General features: G+C 50.0%; 18 protein-coding genes and 1 tRNA gene. 12 read left to right on the top strand and 7 right to left on the bottom strand.

Going from position 1 to position 15107, the window contains the following annotated elements:
• Positions 1 to 165: 165 nt before the first annotated feature.
• Positions 166 to 241, bottom strand: a tRNA-Val gene (locus BMY09_RS07090).
• A 211-nt stretch (positions 242 to 452) separates the two neighbouring features.
• Here BMY09_RS07090 and syd point away from each other — a divergent pair.
• Together syd and BMY09_RS07100 are read left to right on the top strand one after the other, a co-directional pair.
• Entirely contained in the window at positions 453 to 1040 is a 588-nt protein-coding gene (gene syd / locus BMY09_RS07095; protein ID WP_091355883.1) for a SecY-interacting protein, read from the top strand.
• Between the two features lie 2 nt (positions 1041 to 1042).
• Positions 1043 to 1615: a YajG family lipoprotein gene (locus BMY09_RS07100; RefSeq protein ID WP_091355886.1), complete on the top strand. Its 573-nt coding sequence runs from the start codon at positions 1043 to 1045 to the stop codon at positions 1613 to 1615.
• A gap of 6 nt (positions 1616 to 1621) precedes the next feature.
• Here BMY09_RS07100 and BMY09_RS07105 read toward each other — a convergent pair whose 3' ends face one another.
• Positions 1622 to 2290 carry a DNA-3-methyladenine glycosylase I gene (locus BMY09_RS07105; RefSeq protein ID WP_091355888.1) on the bottom strand — a complete coding sequence of 223 codons (669 nt, stop codon included), beginning with the start codon at positions 2288 to 2290 and terminating at the stop codon, positions 1622 to 1624.
• Between the two features lie 3 nt (positions 2291 to 2293).
• A complete protein-coding gene (gene msrB / locus BMY09_RS07110) occupies positions 2294 to 2704 on the bottom strand; it encodes a peptide-methionine (R)-S-oxide reductase MsrB (protein WP_091355891.1) in 411 nt (136 codons plus the stop codon).
• Between the two features lie 163 nt (positions 2705 to 2867).
• Here msrB and BMY09_RS07115 point away from each other — a divergent pair, with 163 nt between their 5' ends.
• From BMY09_RS07115 to BMY09_RS07125, 3 genes are all read left to right on the top strand, one after another.
• On the top strand, positions 2868 to 4085 hold the full coding sequence (locus tag BMY09_RS07115) for a pyridoxal phosphate-dependent aminotransferase (protein WP_091355893.1): 1218 nt from the start codon (positions 2868 to 2870) through the stop codon (positions 4083 to 4085).
• 225 nt (positions 4086 to 4310) lie between these two features.
• Positions 4311 to 4679: a hypothetical protein gene (locus BMY09_RS07120; RefSeq protein WP_091355896.1), complete on the top strand. Its 369-nt coding sequence runs from the start codon at positions 4311 to 4313 to the stop codon at positions 4677 to 4679.
• A gap of 168 nt (positions 4680 to 4847) precedes the next feature.
• Positions 4848 to 5672, top strand: a complete 825-nt coding sequence (locus BMY09_RS07125; RefSeq protein ID WP_091355898.1) for an HDOD domain-containing protein — start codon at positions 4848 to 4850, stop codon at positions 5670 to 5672.
• Between the two features lie 96 nt (positions 5673 to 5768).
• On the opposite strand, the gene BMY09_RS07130 is transcribed toward BMY09_RS07125, so the two are convergent.
• Together BMY09_RS07130 and BMY09_RS07135 are read right to left on the bottom strand one after the other, a co-directional pair.
• On the bottom strand, positions 5769 to 6245 hold the full coding sequence (locus BMY09_RS07130; RefSeq protein WP_091355900.1) for a 3'-5' exonuclease family protein: 477 nt from the start codon (positions 6243 to 6245) through the stop codon (positions 5769 to 5771).
• A gap of 42 nt (positions 6246 to 6287) precedes the next feature.
• On the bottom strand, positions 6288 to 7208 hold the full coding sequence (locus BMY09_RS07135) for a class I SAM-dependent methyltransferase (protein ID WP_091355903.1): 921 nt from the start codon (positions 7206 to 7208) through the stop codon (positions 6288 to 6290).
• Between the two features lie 162 nt (positions 7209 to 7370).
• On the opposite strand from BMY09_RS07135, the gene htpX reads away from it, so the two are divergent.
• From htpX to BMY09_RS07150, 3 genes are all read left to right on the top strand, one after another.
• Positions 7371 to 8255 carry a protease HtpX gene (gene htpX / locus BMY09_RS07140; protein WP_091355906.1) on the top strand — a complete coding sequence of 295 codons (885 nt, stop codon included), beginning with the start codon at positions 7371 to 7373 and terminating at the stop codon, positions 8253 to 8255.
• A gap of 340 nt (positions 8256 to 8595) precedes the next feature.
• Complete coding sequence (locus BMY09_RS07145; protein WP_091355909.1) at positions 8596 to 8781, top strand: PA3496 family putative envelope integrity protein; 186 nt, start codon at positions 8596 to 8598, stop codon at positions 8779 to 8781.
• Between the two features lie 198 nt (positions 8782 to 8979).
• Positions 8980 to 9174, top strand: a complete 195-nt coding sequence (locus BMY09_RS07150; protein WP_091355911.1) for a PA3496 family putative envelope integrity protein — start codon at positions 8980 to 8982, stop codon at positions 9172 to 9174.
• A 29-nt stretch (positions 9175 to 9203) separates the two neighbouring features.
• Here the strand turns inward: BMY09_RS07150 and BMY09_RS07155 are convergent, their stop codons facing one another.
• Complete coding sequence (locus tag BMY09_RS07155; protein WP_091355913.1) at positions 9204 to 11459, bottom strand: YgiQ family radical SAM protein; 2256 nt, start codon at positions 11457 to 11459, stop codon at positions 9204 to 9206.
• A 179-nt stretch (positions 11460 to 11638) separates the two neighbouring features.
• Between BMY09_RS07155 and BMY09_RS07160 the strand changes: the two genes are divergently transcribed.
• The 3 genes from BMY09_RS07160 to BMY09_RS07170 all read left to right on the top strand — a co-directional run bounded on the left by BMY09_RS07160 (position 11639) and on the right by BMY09_RS07170 (position 13409).
• On the top strand, positions 11639 to 11842 hold the full coding sequence (locus BMY09_RS07160; RefSeq protein WP_091355916.1) for an oxidoreductase-like domain-containing protein: 204 nt from the start codon (positions 11639 to 11641) through the stop codon (positions 11840 to 11842).
• Between the two features lie 17 nt (positions 11843 to 11859).
• Positions 11860 to 12348, top strand: a complete 489-nt coding sequence (locus tag BMY09_RS07165) for a thioesterase family protein (protein ID WP_091355918.1) — start codon at positions 11860 to 11862, stop codon at positions 12346 to 12348.
• 89 nt (positions 12349 to 12437) lie between these two features.
• Complete coding sequence (locus BMY09_RS07170) at positions 12438 to 13409, top strand: hypothetical protein (protein WP_091355921.1); 972 nt, start codon at positions 12438 to 12440, stop codon at positions 13407 to 13409.
• Between the two features lie 245 nt (positions 13410 to 13654).
• Here the strand turns inward: BMY09_RS07170 and BMY09_RS22125 are convergent, their stop codons facing one another.
• On the bottom strand, positions 13655 to 13825 hold the full coding sequence (locus BMY09_RS22125) for a hypothetical protein (protein ID WP_175483462.1): 171 nt from the start codon (positions 13823 to 13825) through the stop codon (positions 13655 to 13657).
• A 389-nt stretch (positions 13826 to 14214) separates the two neighbouring features.
• On the opposite strand from BMY09_RS22125, the gene BMY09_RS07180 reads away from it, so the two are divergent.
• Positions 14215 to 15021, top strand: coding sequence for a ferritin-like domain-containing protein (locus BMY09_RS07180; RefSeq protein WP_091355927.1), 807 nt, complete (start codon positions 14215 to 14217; stop codon positions 15019 to 15021).
• The last annotated feature ends 86 nt before the right edge of the window (positions 15022 to 15107 follow it).

Consider the following 15107-nt stretch of genomic DNA (forward strand, 5'->3'; position numbering starts at 1 on the left):
ACCCCCTGCGTGACAGGCAGGTATTCTAACCAACTGAACTACCACTCCGCATTGTACGGGACTCGAACCCGCGACCACCAATCCCCACATATGTGCAAGACAGCAATCGAACCAACTGAACTACCACTCCGCATGACGGGATTAACCCGCATCACGTCTTCGATCTGGTGGGCGTGGAGAGGCTCGAACTCCCGACATTCGCCTTGTAAGGGCGACGCTCTCCCAACTGAGCTACACGCCCTCAAATCGAGAGCCGAATTGTAAGGATTTTGCTTGGCATGTCAAACGTTTATCTTAAAATATTTTCATCATCTATTTGCTTCCCCCCTGCAAGGCAGAAACCATATACCCTGATGTTTTTCACCAACCCGCACTGACTCTGCTACACTCGACACCTATAAAAAGCCTTACCGCGTAACAGGCCTAATATTGCTGTAACGGACCAAACCAAGATGCCCCAGCCTCTGATTGAAAAAATCGATTCATTTGTAGCAGCAGCGATTAATCTGCAACTCCGTCAGACTGGACGGCTACCATTAACAATTTATGACCCCGAATGGCCCTCTGAGTGCCATCAGCAGCCCTCAGAGCCGGGCCAGCAAACACCCTGGAAGCCAGTTCTTCAGTCACAGAGCGACAACAGCTGCCATGATATGTTAGACCGGCTGGAGCAGGCATTGGGCTACAGCATCCATGAAGATCTTCGCCTCTGGTATAGCCGTTATTGGTCTGATCCCCTCCCGGCAACCTCTGAGTGGGGCGAGCTGAGCCTGCTGTTTCTCTGGAGTGAAAAAGATTGTGAGCGTCTTCGCGGGAACCTGATAGGCCACTTGCTGACTAAGCAGAAGCAGAAACAACCTGCTACCCTGTTTTTTGCCTGCACCGAACCTGATGGCGAAAAATTTTTATCTATCAACAACCAGACCGGCGAGATCTGGCTGGAACAACCGGGCAAACAACCCATTATGAAACTAGCTGACTCGCTGGAAGCTTTTCTGGAAAAACTAACGCCCAAACCGATCCCCGATATGGAGCAATAACCATGCGCAAAGTAATAATTACGATCTTTACCAGCATATTCCTGCTGTCAGGGTGCAGTACATTCAAGCCCCATCAGGTATCAGTTGAACCCCTACACCCAACGGTAACCGCCCAATCGACTCTGCCTGCTAACCTTCAGATCGAAGTCCAGAGCAAAGATATGCGCAACTCGGATGTCATTGGTTACCGCATCAGTCGCTTCAGCGACCGGGCTGAGGTGACTCTCCCCGTCCCGGCCTCTGAAGCGCTGAAGCAGGGAGCCCGGGTGGCGATCGTCAAGCTGGGTGCCATACCTGCACCATCGGCCGATACCAAACTCACAGTGGAACTGACTCACCTGGAATACAATGCGACTCAGAGCGCGCTACAGTCCGTGAAACTGAACGCCACCATTAAAGTAACTGCCGAGAAAAACAGTGAGTTTCTGAGCGGAAATTACAGCACGGAGAAAGAGTATCAGTATGCAACCACTCCCTCTCTGGCGGATAATCAGAAAATGGTCAACGAAATCCTGCTGATGACTATCAGCCGGGCATTTAATGACACCAAACTAGTCAATTTCCTGGCCCGGTAAGACCGCTCACCAGCCTACCGTATAGGACAACAGCCGGCTGATCTGCGCCATCGGCCGGCCCGACTCCTGCTGCCACTGATTGAAACAGTCCTGCACTTTTTGCAGATCCCGCTGTGCTGTGGGCGCTTTATCAATAATATCCTGAGCCTTAAGCGCCGCAACAACATCATCGGTCAGAATAAAGGTATCTTTTCCAATCTGACGCAAAAAATAAGCGCCTGACTTCCCTCCCAACTGCTGCCCCTGCTTCTTCAGCAATTGCCATAACCCGATAATATTGGTCACTGGCCAGTCCGCAATAAAATTAGCAAAGCTGCCATGTTGCGCCGCCAGCTCAGTCACCATCATCGCATTTGTACGCACCGATTTAATCTTTCCCCAGTGTCGGATAATCTGATCATTCTGCATCAGGTTCTCCAACTGATCATCGCTCATCAAAACAATCTTATCGGGATCAAAACCATAGAAAGCCTGCTCAAACGCTGGCCACTTTGCATCAACTACCGAATGCTTGATCCCTGCACGAAAGACCCGCAGGCAGATTTGCGATAACAACCGGTCATCCCCCATCGCCCTGAGCTCTTCGGCAGATTTGACCTGTGGCAGCAGCGCTTCAACATCCTGGCCGGCTTTATGGGCCTCCACATGCTCATAGAGCCATTTAAAAGACTTCACCAGTCAGTCCTCCTCTGAGTGAAAATCGATAGCAACTGAATTGATACAGTAACGCATACCGGTGGCGGTTGGCCCATCGGGAAACAGATGCCCAAGATGCGCACCACAGTTGCTACACACCACCTCGGTGCGGATCATCCCGTGCGAGGTATCCTGGTTTTCGGTAATATTCTCAGCCACGGCAGGGGCATCAAAACTGGGCCAGCCACATCCGGCATCAAACTTATTATCACTGTTGAATAACTGCTCCCCACAGGCGATACAATGATACTTTCCATCCCTGAAAAACTGATCATACTCGCCAGTGCCTGGCCGCTCAGTACCTTTCTGCCGACAGACATAATATTGCTCTGGCGTCAGTTGATCACGCCACTCAGATTCAGTCTTTTTCACTTTAAAATCATCACCAGCCATAAGAAACTCCGATACAGAAAGGTAAAACAAAAAGATCGATCTGTTACTGTGCAACTTCTGTGAAACAGCGTATTATTCCGGGCCTTCAGTAAGCGGTTACACAGTAACAATATGCCCCGTACTGATAATAGAATATTACAGGACACCACTACAGGATTAATCCATGTCCGTTATCAGAAAATCAAATAAACTGATCAACGTCTGCTATGACATCCGTGGTCCCGTCCTTCAGGAAGCCAAACGTCTTGAGGAAGAGGGCCAACGCATTATAAAACTGAATATCGGCAACCCTGCCCCGTTTGGTTTTGATGCGCCGGAAGAGATTGTTCAGGACGTTATTTACAACCTGCCTTCAGCACAGGGCTATTGTGATTCCAAAGGGCTGTTTTCCGCCCGCAAAGCGGTGATGCAGGAGTGCCAGAAAAACGGTATCCGTAATGTCGCCATTGAAGATATTTATCTGGGCAACGGCGTCAGCGAACTGATTGTTATGGCGACGCAGGGCCTGCTGAACGATAACGATGAGCTATTAATCCCAGCCCCCGACTATCCACTCTGGACCGCCGCAGCCAGCCTCGCTGGCGGTAATCCGGTTCATTACCTCTGCAATGAAGAGAAAGGCTGGACTCCGGACATTGATGATATCCGCAGCAAAATCACCGAACGCACCAAAGGGATTGTGGTTATCAACCCGAACAACCCCACCGGGGCAGTCTACCCGGAAGCGGTTTTACGCCAGATTATTGCGCTGGCAGAAGAGTTTGGTCTGATCATTTTTGCGGACGAGATCTACGATAAGATAACTTACAACGGCGCCCGGCATATCCCGATGGCCTCGCTGAGCGATGATGTTCTCTGCATCACCTTTAACGGATTATCCAAGGCCTACCGGGCCGCTGGCTTCCGCTCCGGCTGGATGGTACTGACCGGCCCTAAGCATCACGCCCGCGATTATATTGAAGGTCTGGAGATGCTCGCCAGTATGCGCCTCTGCGCTAACGTGCCAGCCCAGCATGCGATCCAGACAGCGCTGGGGGGATACCAGAGCATTAACGAACTGACAGTGCCCGGTGGACGCCTGCACGATCAGTGTCAGCTTGCCTGGCAGAAGCTCAACGACATTCCCGGCGTCTCCTGCGTTAAACCTCAGGGGGCCCTCTACCTGTTTGCCAGACTTGACCCGGAGATCTATCCGATTAAAAACGATGAAAAGCTGGCGCTGGATCTGCTGCAGCAGCAGAAGGTACTGATTGTTCAGGGCAGTGGTTTTAATGTCCCGGACACCCAGCACTTCCGTCTGGTATTCCTGCCACGGGAAGATGAGCTCTGCGAAGCCATCGATCGTATTGCGGTGTTTCTGAAAAACTACTCACAGGAATAACCCTTTTCAAAAGCGATCAGATGATCGCTTTTTTTATTTCTGAATCAGGCTCTATACTTAGTCACCTTTCTGTTATAAAACAGACATATAATCTGGCGGCGTTACAGCTTTCCAGTGCGAAGGAAGATCTGAATAGGTTTAATTGATTCTGTGTTGTTAATGAACAGCCAGAGGCACGAACTGGTCGCATCCTCCTTAACAATAACTCACTCTCGCGGAATCAGTATGTTTATTAAGATCAAGAAAAATTGCGGTATCTACATGGAACACAACGGCATGGAAAAAAACCATATCATGCCAGTCACCAGTAACTTTCTGATCAATCTGGGTCATGCAGCAGAAATCTCTTTCTACACCATCAAAGAGACCAAGACCCGCTTCGATCTTGAAAACCACCAGATCACCGTGCCACCACACACCCGAGTTATCCATCTACAGATGGCTTATCGCTATTCCAGCACAAAAGAGAAGATCGGTGATGCCAAAGGCAGCGTTGTTGAACGCAACTTTTACAAGTTCTACTTCAAGCCTGAAGAGATGGGACAGTACGAAGAGCTTCGCTCCCATATCGAAAAACACGTACTCAACCTCTGATCCCACCAACCGATTCGGTAGCAGGAATAGTTCTACCGGATCGGCACCTCCCATAGTGAGATCCATTGTTATTGCAAAATGACAACTTCCACCTGATTCTGAAAGCATTGTTACTCAGTTCGTCAGATAACAGAATTGCTGTTATTCCGAACTCAAGAGGATGAGGCTATGGAAGTCAGTGAGCTATTGCAACAAACCCATAAACTGCCAAATGTTCCCGACGTCGTACGCGAACTAATTCTGCAACTTAACAACCCCAAAGCCGATTACGGCGTTATCGCGGAAAAAGTGATCCATGATCAGACGCTGTCGCTGAAGCTTCTGCGCCTGGTTAACTCGGCACACTTTGGCCTGAGTCGAAAAGTAACGTCAATCAATGAAGCTATCATCATGCTGGGCATGGCGCAGCTGAAAACGATGGTGATCGCCTCTGGTTTTGCCGGCTCGGTGAAACAGGTTGAAGGTCTTGATATCAAGCAGTTCTGGGCTGAATCCTTTCAGGTGGCGGCACTGGCTAAATGGCTGGCAGAAAAGAGCACTGCTGTGGATCCCGATACTGCGTTTACTGTGGGTCTGATCCATAATATTGGCCGGTTGCTGCTGCATCTGACCAAACCAAAACTCGCCGAAGCAATACAGAAACTGGTTGATGAAACCGACTGCGATCGCTCTGAAGCAGAGAGAGTGAGGCTGAACTTCACCACAGCAGAAGCCGGCGAAGCACTGTTGCGCTACTGGCAGTTCCCCGCCAGCCTGAGCGAAGCGGTGCGTTACCACAAACAGCCTTTCGACGCCGATCCCCCTACTCCTTTGAGTGCGATTGTGAATATCGCCTGCTATATCAACACCTGCATGCGTAAAAAGCTAACCACCGAAGAGGTGATTGCGATGTTCCCTGCCGCAGAAGCCGAGCTGGCGGGATTACCCCCGCATAGCGCATCAATCTCAGAAGACGCGATGCAGTTGCAATCAGGCCTTGAGGTGCTGATATAAGGAACAGGGATAAAACGGTAGCCAGTGTTTCAGGCACACAAAAAAGGCAACCCGATGGTTGCCTTTTGACAAGCGACTCAGCTGAGGACAGAAGCGTTATTCCTGAAACCGCACACTGTGAACCGCTTGTAATATATGATCGACATCACTCATCGCCCGGTGCTGGCGCAACTGCGCCTTACTGATAAACTGATACTGAATCATCTCTTCAGGGCTGAGCAATTCTCGCAATCCCACTAAGCGAAACGCCATTTTCTGTCCCGCAGCAACAAACAGACGCTTAAGCCAGAAATAATCAAATTCCCAGGCATCACTAATAACGTCACACCCCTGCAATGCTGCATTCAGTCGATTGCAGGCAGTTTCAGCACTCACCCCTTGCTGACGCAGCTCAGTACGACACAGACTATGTATCTCTTCGGCAAACTCATCCCAGAAGGTCCAGCCAGGAACTGAATCCGGGTTGATCAAAAAACTATCGCTCTCATCAGCAGTACTTTTCCAGGCAACTTCAATAGGATAGGAGTCCGGCCCCAGACCACTCGCCTCCAGATCCAGGCAGATCAGATTCATAACATTCCCGCTTTAAACACACTTTACTTTCAGACTGTTCAGTCAGTCTTTTTTAAATAACAAAACCTTCAGCGATTGCTCTGGATCCTGATCCGGAAAGTCATCCGGATTTGCAATACGTTCACAAAAACTAAACTCAGGACAACAATCCTTAACCAGCTGCATAAGGAAGTCACTACCCAATTGAGGGTAGTTAAGACACAACAACACTTCACCTTTATCAGCGGTCAGATCAGGCAGACGCCTCAGTACTTTTCGATAATCATCGGTGGCAACAAAACTGCCTCGCTGAAAACTTGGGGGATCAATAATCACCAGATCGTATGGTCCCTCTCGCCTGAGTTTACCCCAGGAACGAAACAGGTCATGGCCTAAAAACTTCACCCGCTCCACAGACAACTGATTAAGACAATGATTTTGTCGTCCGCTACTGAGTGCGCCACGACTCATATCCAGGTTAATAACGCCATCGGCTCCACCGGCCATAGCCGCAACCGAGAAACCACAGGTATAGGAGAACAGATTCAGAACCCGCTTGCCCAGGCTGTTTTGCTTAACCCAGCGACGCCCCTCACGCATATCCAGAAACAGACCACTGTTCTGGTTTTTTAATGGCTGCACAACATACTTCAGCCCCAGCTCAGTCACCGTCAACCCCTGATCCAGCGCCTCATCCCCGGTATTCCACAGTACCTCGATACTATTTTCCCGTCGATAGCGGTGCTGGACCACCAGCGCATCGGGTTTAAAGGGACTTTGCAACTGTTGAAAATAGCAATTCAGCGTCTCAATCAACTCAGCCGGATGCTCGCTGAATAAGCGGATTATCGCGACCGGAGGCAACAGATCGATGACCAGTTGCTCATATCCGGGGTAACAGCGACCCCGGCCGTGAAACAACCGCCTGACCTCCCCCGCAGACAGATCGAGCTGCGTGGAGATAGAATCAAAAATTTCCTGCATCCGAGATCCGCCGAGGTACATTTTACGTAAAAAAGTCGCGATTATAGAGACGCACAGACGACAGGGCCAGTTATTTATCCTCCCAATCAGCAAAGTGGTTGAAACTATTTCCCTTCGCCTATATCTATATCATCAACTTAATTAATAAGAGCTAACTGAATCATGATGCGAATCGGTCTTTTCCTGTTAACCAACATTGCAGTCATAGCACTTGCCAGTGTGACCCTCAGTTTCTTTGGTGTGGGATCAATGCTACAGGCAAACGGTGTCAATCTTGATCTGGGTAATCTGCTGATCTTCTGTGCCGTGTTTGGTTTTGCGGGCTCTTTTGTATCGCTGTTTTTATCTAAGTTCATGGCAAAAAACAGCACCGGAACTGAAGTGATCACTCAGGCACGCAGTGCTGATGAACAGTGGCTGCTGGACACCGTTAAAGAGCTGGCCGATCAGGCCGGTATTGGCATGCCGGAAGTGGGTATCTTCCCAGCCCAACAGGCCAACGCTTTCGCCACCGGCTGGAATAAAAACGATGCTCTGGTTGCCGTCAGTCTGGGATTGCTGCAGCGCTTTCGCCGGGAGGAGATCAGAGCCGTTCTGGCACACGAGATAGGCCATGTTGCCAATGGCGATATGGTTACCCTCACCCTGATTCAGGGCGTCGTCAATACTTTCGTAATGTTCTTTGCGCGCATCATCGGTCATTTTGTCGACCGGGCAATCCTGAAAAATGAACAGGGTCACGGCATTGGCTATTTCATTACAACAATTGTCGCTGAAATAGTGCTGGGCATCCTGGCCTCAACCATTGTTGCCTGGTTCAGCCGTCGAAGAGAGTACCGGGCGGATGAGATGGGAGCGCAGCTGGCCAGCCCGCATGCCATGATCGGAGCCCTGCAACGTCTGAAAGCCGAATATAATGTGCCTGATCAGATGCCGGAAACGCTCACTGCATTTGGTATCAGCAGCCATCTTAAAGGGGGGCTGATGGCGTTACTGGCAACCCACCCTCCCCTGGATGACCGTATTGCCGCCCTGCAAAAGCGCTAACCCGTTCAGCTAAAAACCACCTGCCATACGCCCCACATGGGGCGTTTTTTTGTCATAACACAACCACCACCATCACCCCCTTGCTGCGCCCCTGGCATCCTGCCAGCTTAAATGATTCTTTAGCATTCTTTATGCCTTTTACCATCTTTTCTTTCTTCAAAAATATTCATATAAACAATCGTTTGATATATAAAAATTCATTTTACGCCTGCGAATCTTGTCCCATAATCTGGTTAGACGCGAACCTGCAGGGCAGGCGGGTTTGATCATGTAATTAATCAGTATTGGCTAATTCTGATAAGCACTATCTAAAGCCAACTTGCATGTGAAGAGCGGAGCCATGACAGAGAAAGAAAAACAAGACACAGAACTTCTCGATCTAGCAGATGACTGGGAAGATGATGAGATTGAGATCGATGCTAAAGAGAAAAAGTATTGCTGTGATGCTGAGAAAAGAAGACGTATAGAGCTACTCATGGAACAACGCAGACTCGAACGCGAACTACGTGAATTCTACGACGACTAAGGGCAGCATCCGCTGCCCTTTTCAGTTTCTCTGTTGCCCCACCATCCCCCATTCACATCGCCTCGATACTCGCCAGCGGCAAACACATCTCCGCATGTAATATCCCTGTTAACAAAGCTTAATAGGGACGTCACGCTATCGTCACCCTTAAAGGTTTTTATTTACCCATCATAAAAAACGCAACCCGGGTAACTATCGATGAGTAGCAAAATCCGTCTGGACGACCTGTCAACCGAAGCTCTTGATGAGATGGACAACGATTTTTTTAAAAGCCCTGAACCAGAACGACAAAAAAAGGGCGGACGTCGAAACCGTAAACGTCAGATGATAGAAGACTATATGGAGGAACGTTCACTGAAGCGCCGCATCACGGAGTCTTACGAACTGTTCTGAACTAAGTTCCACCCAGCCCGCAGCAACAATCAGTGTTGCTGCTTTTTAACGCTGCTTTGCCCTGCCCCTTTACGTTTTTTAGCCGGACGTGAAGCAGCGCTTTTTTTACCTTTCACTGCGGCTCTTACAGCTGCCCGTGGGCGGTCACCAGATTTGACCGCCCCTCTGCTATTCTCACGACGCTTAGGCTCCTCAGCGGGCGCTACCAGCTGTCCAGGCCGGGTTCCGATGAGATCCTCCCGTCCCATCTCCTTCAGTTTAACCCGCAGTGCAGGCCAGTTCTCAGGATCATGGTAGCGCAACAGCGTTTTATGAGCCTTACGCTGATCTTTATCCCGGGGGATATAAAGGGGTTCGCTTTTATAAGTCACCTGTTTCAGAGGGTTTTTCTCTGAGTGGTACATCGCTGTCGCCAGCGACATAGGTGACGGATAAAAATTCTGTACCTGATCCACCTTAACGTCATTCTGTTTCAGCCACAGAGACAGATTGAGCATATCTTCATCCTCACAGCCCGGGTGAGCGGCGATAAAATAGGGGATCAGATATTGCTTCTTGCCCGCTTCCTGAGAGAAGCGGTCAAACATCTTTTTAAAGTCGTAGTAGGTATCCATACCCGGCTTCATCATCTTACTGAGGGTATTTTGCTCACTGTGTTCCGGAGCAATTTTCAGATACCCCCCGACGTGGTAGGTCACCAGCTCACGCACATATTCCGGGTCTTTAACCGCCAGGTCATAGCGCAGACCGGAAGCGATCGCGACATTGTGGATCCCCTCCATTTTCCGGGCTTTACGATACAGCTCGGTGGTCCGGCTATGGTCGGTATCCAGGTTCTTACAGATGGTCGGATAGACACAGGAAAGCTTTCTGCAGTTCGACTGAATTTCATCATCGTTGCAGTTGAGGAAATACATATTGGAGGTCGGCCCCCCCAGGTCGGATATAGACCCGGTAAAGCCTGGTACTTTATCCCGTATCTCTGCAATCTCATTCAAAATCGATTCATGGGATCGGCTCTGGATAATCCGCCCTTCATGCTCGGTAATCGAACAGAAGGTACAGCCGCCAAAACAGCCGCGCATAATATTGATTGAGAAGCGGATCATATCGTAGGCAGGGATCTTCTGTTTACCATAGCGCGGATGCGGCACCCGCTGATAGGGCAAACCGAATACCCCATCCATCTCCGGTGTTTCAAGAGGGATCGGTGGAGGATTCACCCAGACCTCTCGATTACCATGCTTCTGAATCAGCGCCCGGGCATTATGCGGATTGGATTCCTGATGTAACACCCGTGATGCATGCGCGTACAATGCAGAGTCCTTAGCAACCTTATCAAACGATGGCAGACGGATATAGGTTGTTTCCGGCGTCAGCTTCTCTTTACGTTTAAGGGGCATAGGGATGATGCGAATGGGGGTCACCTCATCACGCGTCTGATCACTGTTAGCAGCTACAGAACTGTCCGCCCCACACCGTTTTGTCGTGGGGTCGAGCAACTTATCGACGCCACTCTGATCGTTTCCAAAATCGTACGGGTTTGGCAGTTTGTCGATATTTCCGGGCCAGTCTATGCGGGTTGAATCCAGTTCAACAAAGCCCGCCGGTGGCTGCTGGCGGATATGTACTGTGCCGCGAAGATCCCAAAGATCATCAACACTTTTGCCCGCAGCAAGCCCATGACTGAGTTCAACAATTGCCCGCTCCGCATTGCCGTAGAGCAGAATATCGGCGGTCGCATCCAGCAACACCGAGCGACGCACTTTATTGCTCCAGTAATCATACTGTGCAATGCGGCGTAAACTGGCTTCAATCCCGCCCAGCACCACCGGCACATCACTCCAGGCCTCTTTACAGCGCTGGCTATAGACAATAACCGCCCGATCTGGCCGGCTGCCGCCTTTCCCCCCTGCGGTATACGCGTCATCATGGCGTAGCCGCAGATCGGCGGTGTAGCGATTGATCATCGAATCCATATTGCCGGCAGTCACACCAAAATAGAGATTAGGCTTACCCAGCGCCATAAAATCATCCGCGCTGCGCCAGTCTGGCTGAGCGATAATGCCTACTCTGAATCCCTGCGCCTCAAGCAGACGCCCCATAACCGCCATACCGAAACTGGGGTGGTCAACATAGGCATCACCGGTGACGATAATAATGTCACAGCTATCCCAGCCGAGTTGCTCCATCTCCTGCCGACTAGTCGGCAAAAAGGGCGCGACGCCGAAGCATTCAGCCCAGTAGCGGGGGTAGGAAAACAGGTCAGGCGCGTTTTTTTTCATGGAGATATCAGCGAGACAACTTAAAATCGGGGAGATATTGTCGCAGAAAGCTCCACTAACATATAGTATAAAAGTTGTGCTCTCCCTATTAAGCCCACCCATATCGGATGGGCGTAGAGGGATAATCATAGTAAAATAGTCAGGAATAAACGAAAGCGATCAGAAAAGCATTGACCGATATGAAGCGAGACAACGCCTCCCAGCCCGTTACCGTCATGACCCGGGAGAAACCAACGCCACCTGCCGACTTCGAATGTTGTGAAAGCGGATGCTCCCCCTGTGTCTGGGATACTTATTATGAGGAGCTGAATATCTGGAATATCGAACAGAAAGCTCTCAGAGAGGCGACCCAACAACACAGTGAAACAGAACAGAGCCAATAACACAGGAAGCTGAACTGATGACGCCAAAAGCACCGATTATCTACCGCACCCGGATCAAACCAGAATGGCTTGATTACAACAATCATATGAATGTTGCCTATTACGTTCTGATTTTCGATCTGGCGGGCGTAGAGTTGGTAAGTCAGTTGGGGTTAAGTGAAGCCGTCACTGAACAAACCGGAATATCCTGGATGGTGCTGGAAAACCACATTACCTACAACAACGAAGTTATACTGGATCAGCCTGTTGAGATCCGCTGCCAACTGATCGATCACGACAGCAAACGCCTGCACCTCTACTTTGAGATGTACGCCCATACCGATCAGGGAGTTGAATACCTTGCAGCAACTCTGGAGCAGATGGCCATGTGTGTTGATCTGAACAGCCGTAGTAGCTGTGAGTTTCCTGCGGGGGTGACCGAACAGATAGATGCAATGGCACAGCTGCAGGCGGATCTGCCCAAACCTGCCAATATCGGCCGTAAAATTGGAATCCGGCGCCGCTAACCGCCAGTCACAACCATCCGCCGGGCCAGCCTCCTCTTACCCCGCTGACAAAATAGCGCTAAGCTATGCCATTTTGGAATGGAGGCAGCGTGGATATTGAAACCCTGGAGAGAGCCGCTCAACGCGGCATTATCTCCCACAAACAACTGCAGGAACTGATCGCGTTCAGTACCGCGCAGGATAACGACGAACCCACAAGCGAAGAACAACTGCGCTTTATCCGTAACTTCGGCGATATTTTCATCACCTTAGGCGTTCTGTTTGTCGCCTTTTCTATCGCTGCAATGCATCTCAGTCAGCTCCAGTGGCTGCTTCCCGCAGCGCTGTTTCTGGGTGCTGCAGAGTGGCTGGTACGGGTTCGCAGGCTGGCGTTGCCAGGTATCGCTATTCTCATATCGACACTCTACTTTTTGAGCAAAGCACTTGGAGTCTCCCAGTTTGAAACAGCAACCCTGCAGTTTCTGACGCTCAGCGTTTGCTCGCTGCTATTCTACCTGCGTTACCGTATGCCGTTCAGCCTGTTACCTGTGGCGGCGGGCCTGGTGGCTGCCACGGTCAGCAGTGTCGGCATCGATATGTTCAGACACCAGTTACTCTTCACGGCGATGGGCCTGATCGTTTTCCTGGTGGCAATGAGTTTTGATGCGCAGGATCGCAAACGACAACGGAGCGCCGGTGATTGTGGATTCTGGCTTCACCTGCTGGCCTCACCACTGATTGTCCATGGTATGATGACCACCCTGTTATTCAGCCATGCAGGGGTGCTTGATGCAGGCAGCAACCGCGAAATTGCACTATTACTATTTTTCATTCTGTTTCTGTTGACCGCCCTGTTTGTTGACCGCCGGGCAATGCTTGTCTCCAGCCTTTCTTATGCGATCTATGCAATCTTCAAGGTTGTCAGCAGTAATATTCTCGACAGCAACAACCTGCCACTGGTGATCTTTATTGGCTTTGGTGTGTTTATTGTCCTGTTCGGCACCTACTGGTACAAGCTGAGACGCCTGATATTCGGCCCACTTCGGGGTAGCTGGCCTGCCCGCTTTGTACCCGAAATATGAAATATGAAACAGGAAACAGAGAGCTGAGCTCAGTCATTATAGTTAGCTCAGATACCTTCGATGGTATCTGAGTAGTCAGATGACGGGGGCCTTAAACATCTGCAATATGTATCACAGCTGAATCAGGCTGACATTTATGCTGAAAAATCATCCACTGACACCACCTCCCTGTTCAGCTTAGGTAAGGGTTTATTGCACTAATATCTAACCGTAAAAGAGGTGATATTATGAGCAATTTAAAAACGTTACCCGCATTGATACTCTTTCTGGCCCTCATTGGTCTGCCCCTCAGCAGCTCTGCTGATAGCCGGGTCACTATCCATAGTGGGATCACAATCGACAGCGGCAATCTGCGACTCTATATCGGTGACCGGCATCTCAGCAATTATCGATATAATGACCGCCACCACAGACATTCGGATTACCGGTCTGGCTATCACCGGCCGGGCTATAACAGATCTGAACGGTTCGGTTCAGGATCACATTTGAGATCTTATTCAACCATTGTGTATCCGGGACGCTACCCTCACTCTTATGTTGTTGAACCCAGTCACAGATATCATTCAGACAGACGTTCACACCAGCACAGAAAAATCTACCGTCATCATGACAACCGCAGATTTCACCATCGACGATCATATGGAGGCTGGTAAACAGGACAACTCAGCTATCGCAACTCAGTTTGTAAACCCGGGCAACCGGTTCCGTTCAGGATACAGATCATAAAAAAACGCTTTGCCCTCCACTGCCGGGCCTGCAAAAGGTACAATGACTGCCGTTTTTCATCAGCCCGGCGGTAACTTAAGTGCAAAACCTATACAGCCACACAAAACAAGCCTTCCTCACAGCAGATCCTGATCTGAAGATCGAACTGACGCGACAAACCGTCAGCCGCTGGAATGCCGGTAAACTGGAGTGGCGCGACGGCGAAGAACCAGAACAACTGAATCAGCCCGGTCAGCCAGAAAAACCGGAGATAGTCGCTCCTTCTGAAGTCAACAAGCGTAAGTTTGGTAAAGAGGAGGGGCGCGCAGCGCTGATCCATGCCCTCGCCCACATTGAGCTGACTGCGGTTAATCTGGCGCTGGATTCGGTCTACCGTTACCGGGGAATGCCCGAAGCGTTTTACGCAGACTGGATGCAGTGTGCTGGCGAGGAAGCCAACCATTTTATCGCACTGCGCGGGCGTCTGAGAGAGATGGGTTATGACTACGGCAGTTTTAAGGCCCATGGTGAGCTCTGGAGCATGGCGGTCGACACCGCCGATGATATGCTCGAAAGGATGGGGATCGTTCACCGGGTATTTGAAGCCCGCGCTCTGGATGTAGTGCCAAAAACCATTCAGAAGTTTGACCAGCTAGGCGATAAAAAAATGGTTGATATCCTCACCATGATTGCCAACGAAGAGGTCGGCCATGTGAGTTCCGGCACCCGCTGGTATCACCACCAGTGCCAACAACGCCAGTTGGATCCGGATAAAACCTTTATCGATCTGCTGTGGAAATATATGAAAGGCCCGTTAAAAGGTCCTTTCAATCACGAAGTAAGAATAAAAGCAGGCTTCTCAGCGCAGGAGATGAAGATGATTGAAAGCATGGGCAAAACCGACTAAAACAGATCGGTTTGCCTGATTTCAATTTAATCATGGTAAAACACCCTAAAAATCACAATCAATTTAGTGATTATTTAACCCTTCAA

Source organism: Amphritea atlantica (assembly GCF_900111095.1).
In the GTDB taxonomy this organism is placed as follows: Bacteria; Pseudomonadota; Gammaproteobacteria; order Pseudomonadales; family Balneatricaceae; genus Amphritea; species Amphritea atlantica.

Coding starts and splice junctions, on each gene's coding strand:
- syd (WP_091355883.1), top strand. CDS start 453: ATGCCCCAGCCTCTGATTGAAAAAATCGATTCATTTGTAGCAGCAGCG.
- BMY09_RS07100 (WP_091355886.1), top strand. CDS start 1,043: ATGCGCAAAGTAATAATTACGATCTTTACCAGCATATTCCTGCTGTCA.
- msrB (WP_091355891.1), bottom strand. CDS start 2,704: ATGGCTGGTGATGATTTTAAAGTGAAAAAGACTGAATCTGAGTGGCGT.
- BMY09_RS07115 (WP_091355893.1), top strand. CDS start 2,868: ATGTCCGTTATCAGAAAATCAAATAAACTGATCAACGTCTGCTATGAC.
- BMY09_RS07120 (WP_091355896.1), top strand. CDS start 4,311: ATGTTTATTAAGATCAAGAAAAATTGCGGTATCTACATGGAACACAAC.
- BMY09_RS07125 (WP_091355898.1), top strand. CDS start 4,848: ATGGAAGTCAGTGAGCTATTGCAACAAACCCATAAACTGCCAAATGTT.
- BMY09_RS07130 (WP_091355900.1), bottom strand. CDS start 6,245: ATGAATCTGATCTGCCTGGATCTGGAGGCGAGTGGTCTGGGGCCGGAC.
- BMY09_RS07135 (WP_091355903.1), bottom strand. CDS start 7,208: ATGCAGGAAATTTTTGATTCTATCTCCACGCAGCTCGATCTGTCTGCG.
- htpX (WP_091355906.1), top strand. CDS start 7,371: ATGATGCGAATCGGTCTTTTCCTGTTAACCAACATTGCAGTCATAGCA.
- BMY09_RS07145 (WP_091355909.1), top strand. CDS start 8,596: ATGACAGAGAAAGAAAAACAAGACACAGAACTTCTCGATCTAGCAGAT.
- BMY09_RS07150 (WP_091355911.1), top strand. CDS start 8,980: ATGAGTAGCAAAATCCGTCTGGACGACCTGTCAACCGAAGCTCTTGAT.
- BMY09_RS07155 (WP_091355913.1), bottom strand. CDS start 11,459: ATGAAAAAAAACGCGCCTGACCTGTTTTCCTACCCCCGCTACTGGGCT.
- BMY09_RS07160 (WP_091355916.1), top strand. CDS start 11,639: ATGAAGCGAGACAACGCCTCCCAGCCCGTTACCGTCATGACCCGGGAG.
- BMY09_RS07165 (WP_091355918.1), top strand. CDS start 11,860: ATGACGCCAAAAGCACCGATTATCTACCGCACCCGGATCAAACCAGAA.
- BMY09_RS22125 (WP_175483462.1), bottom strand. CDS start 13,825: ATGTCTGTGGTGGCGGTCATTATATCGATAATTGCTGAGATGCCGGTC.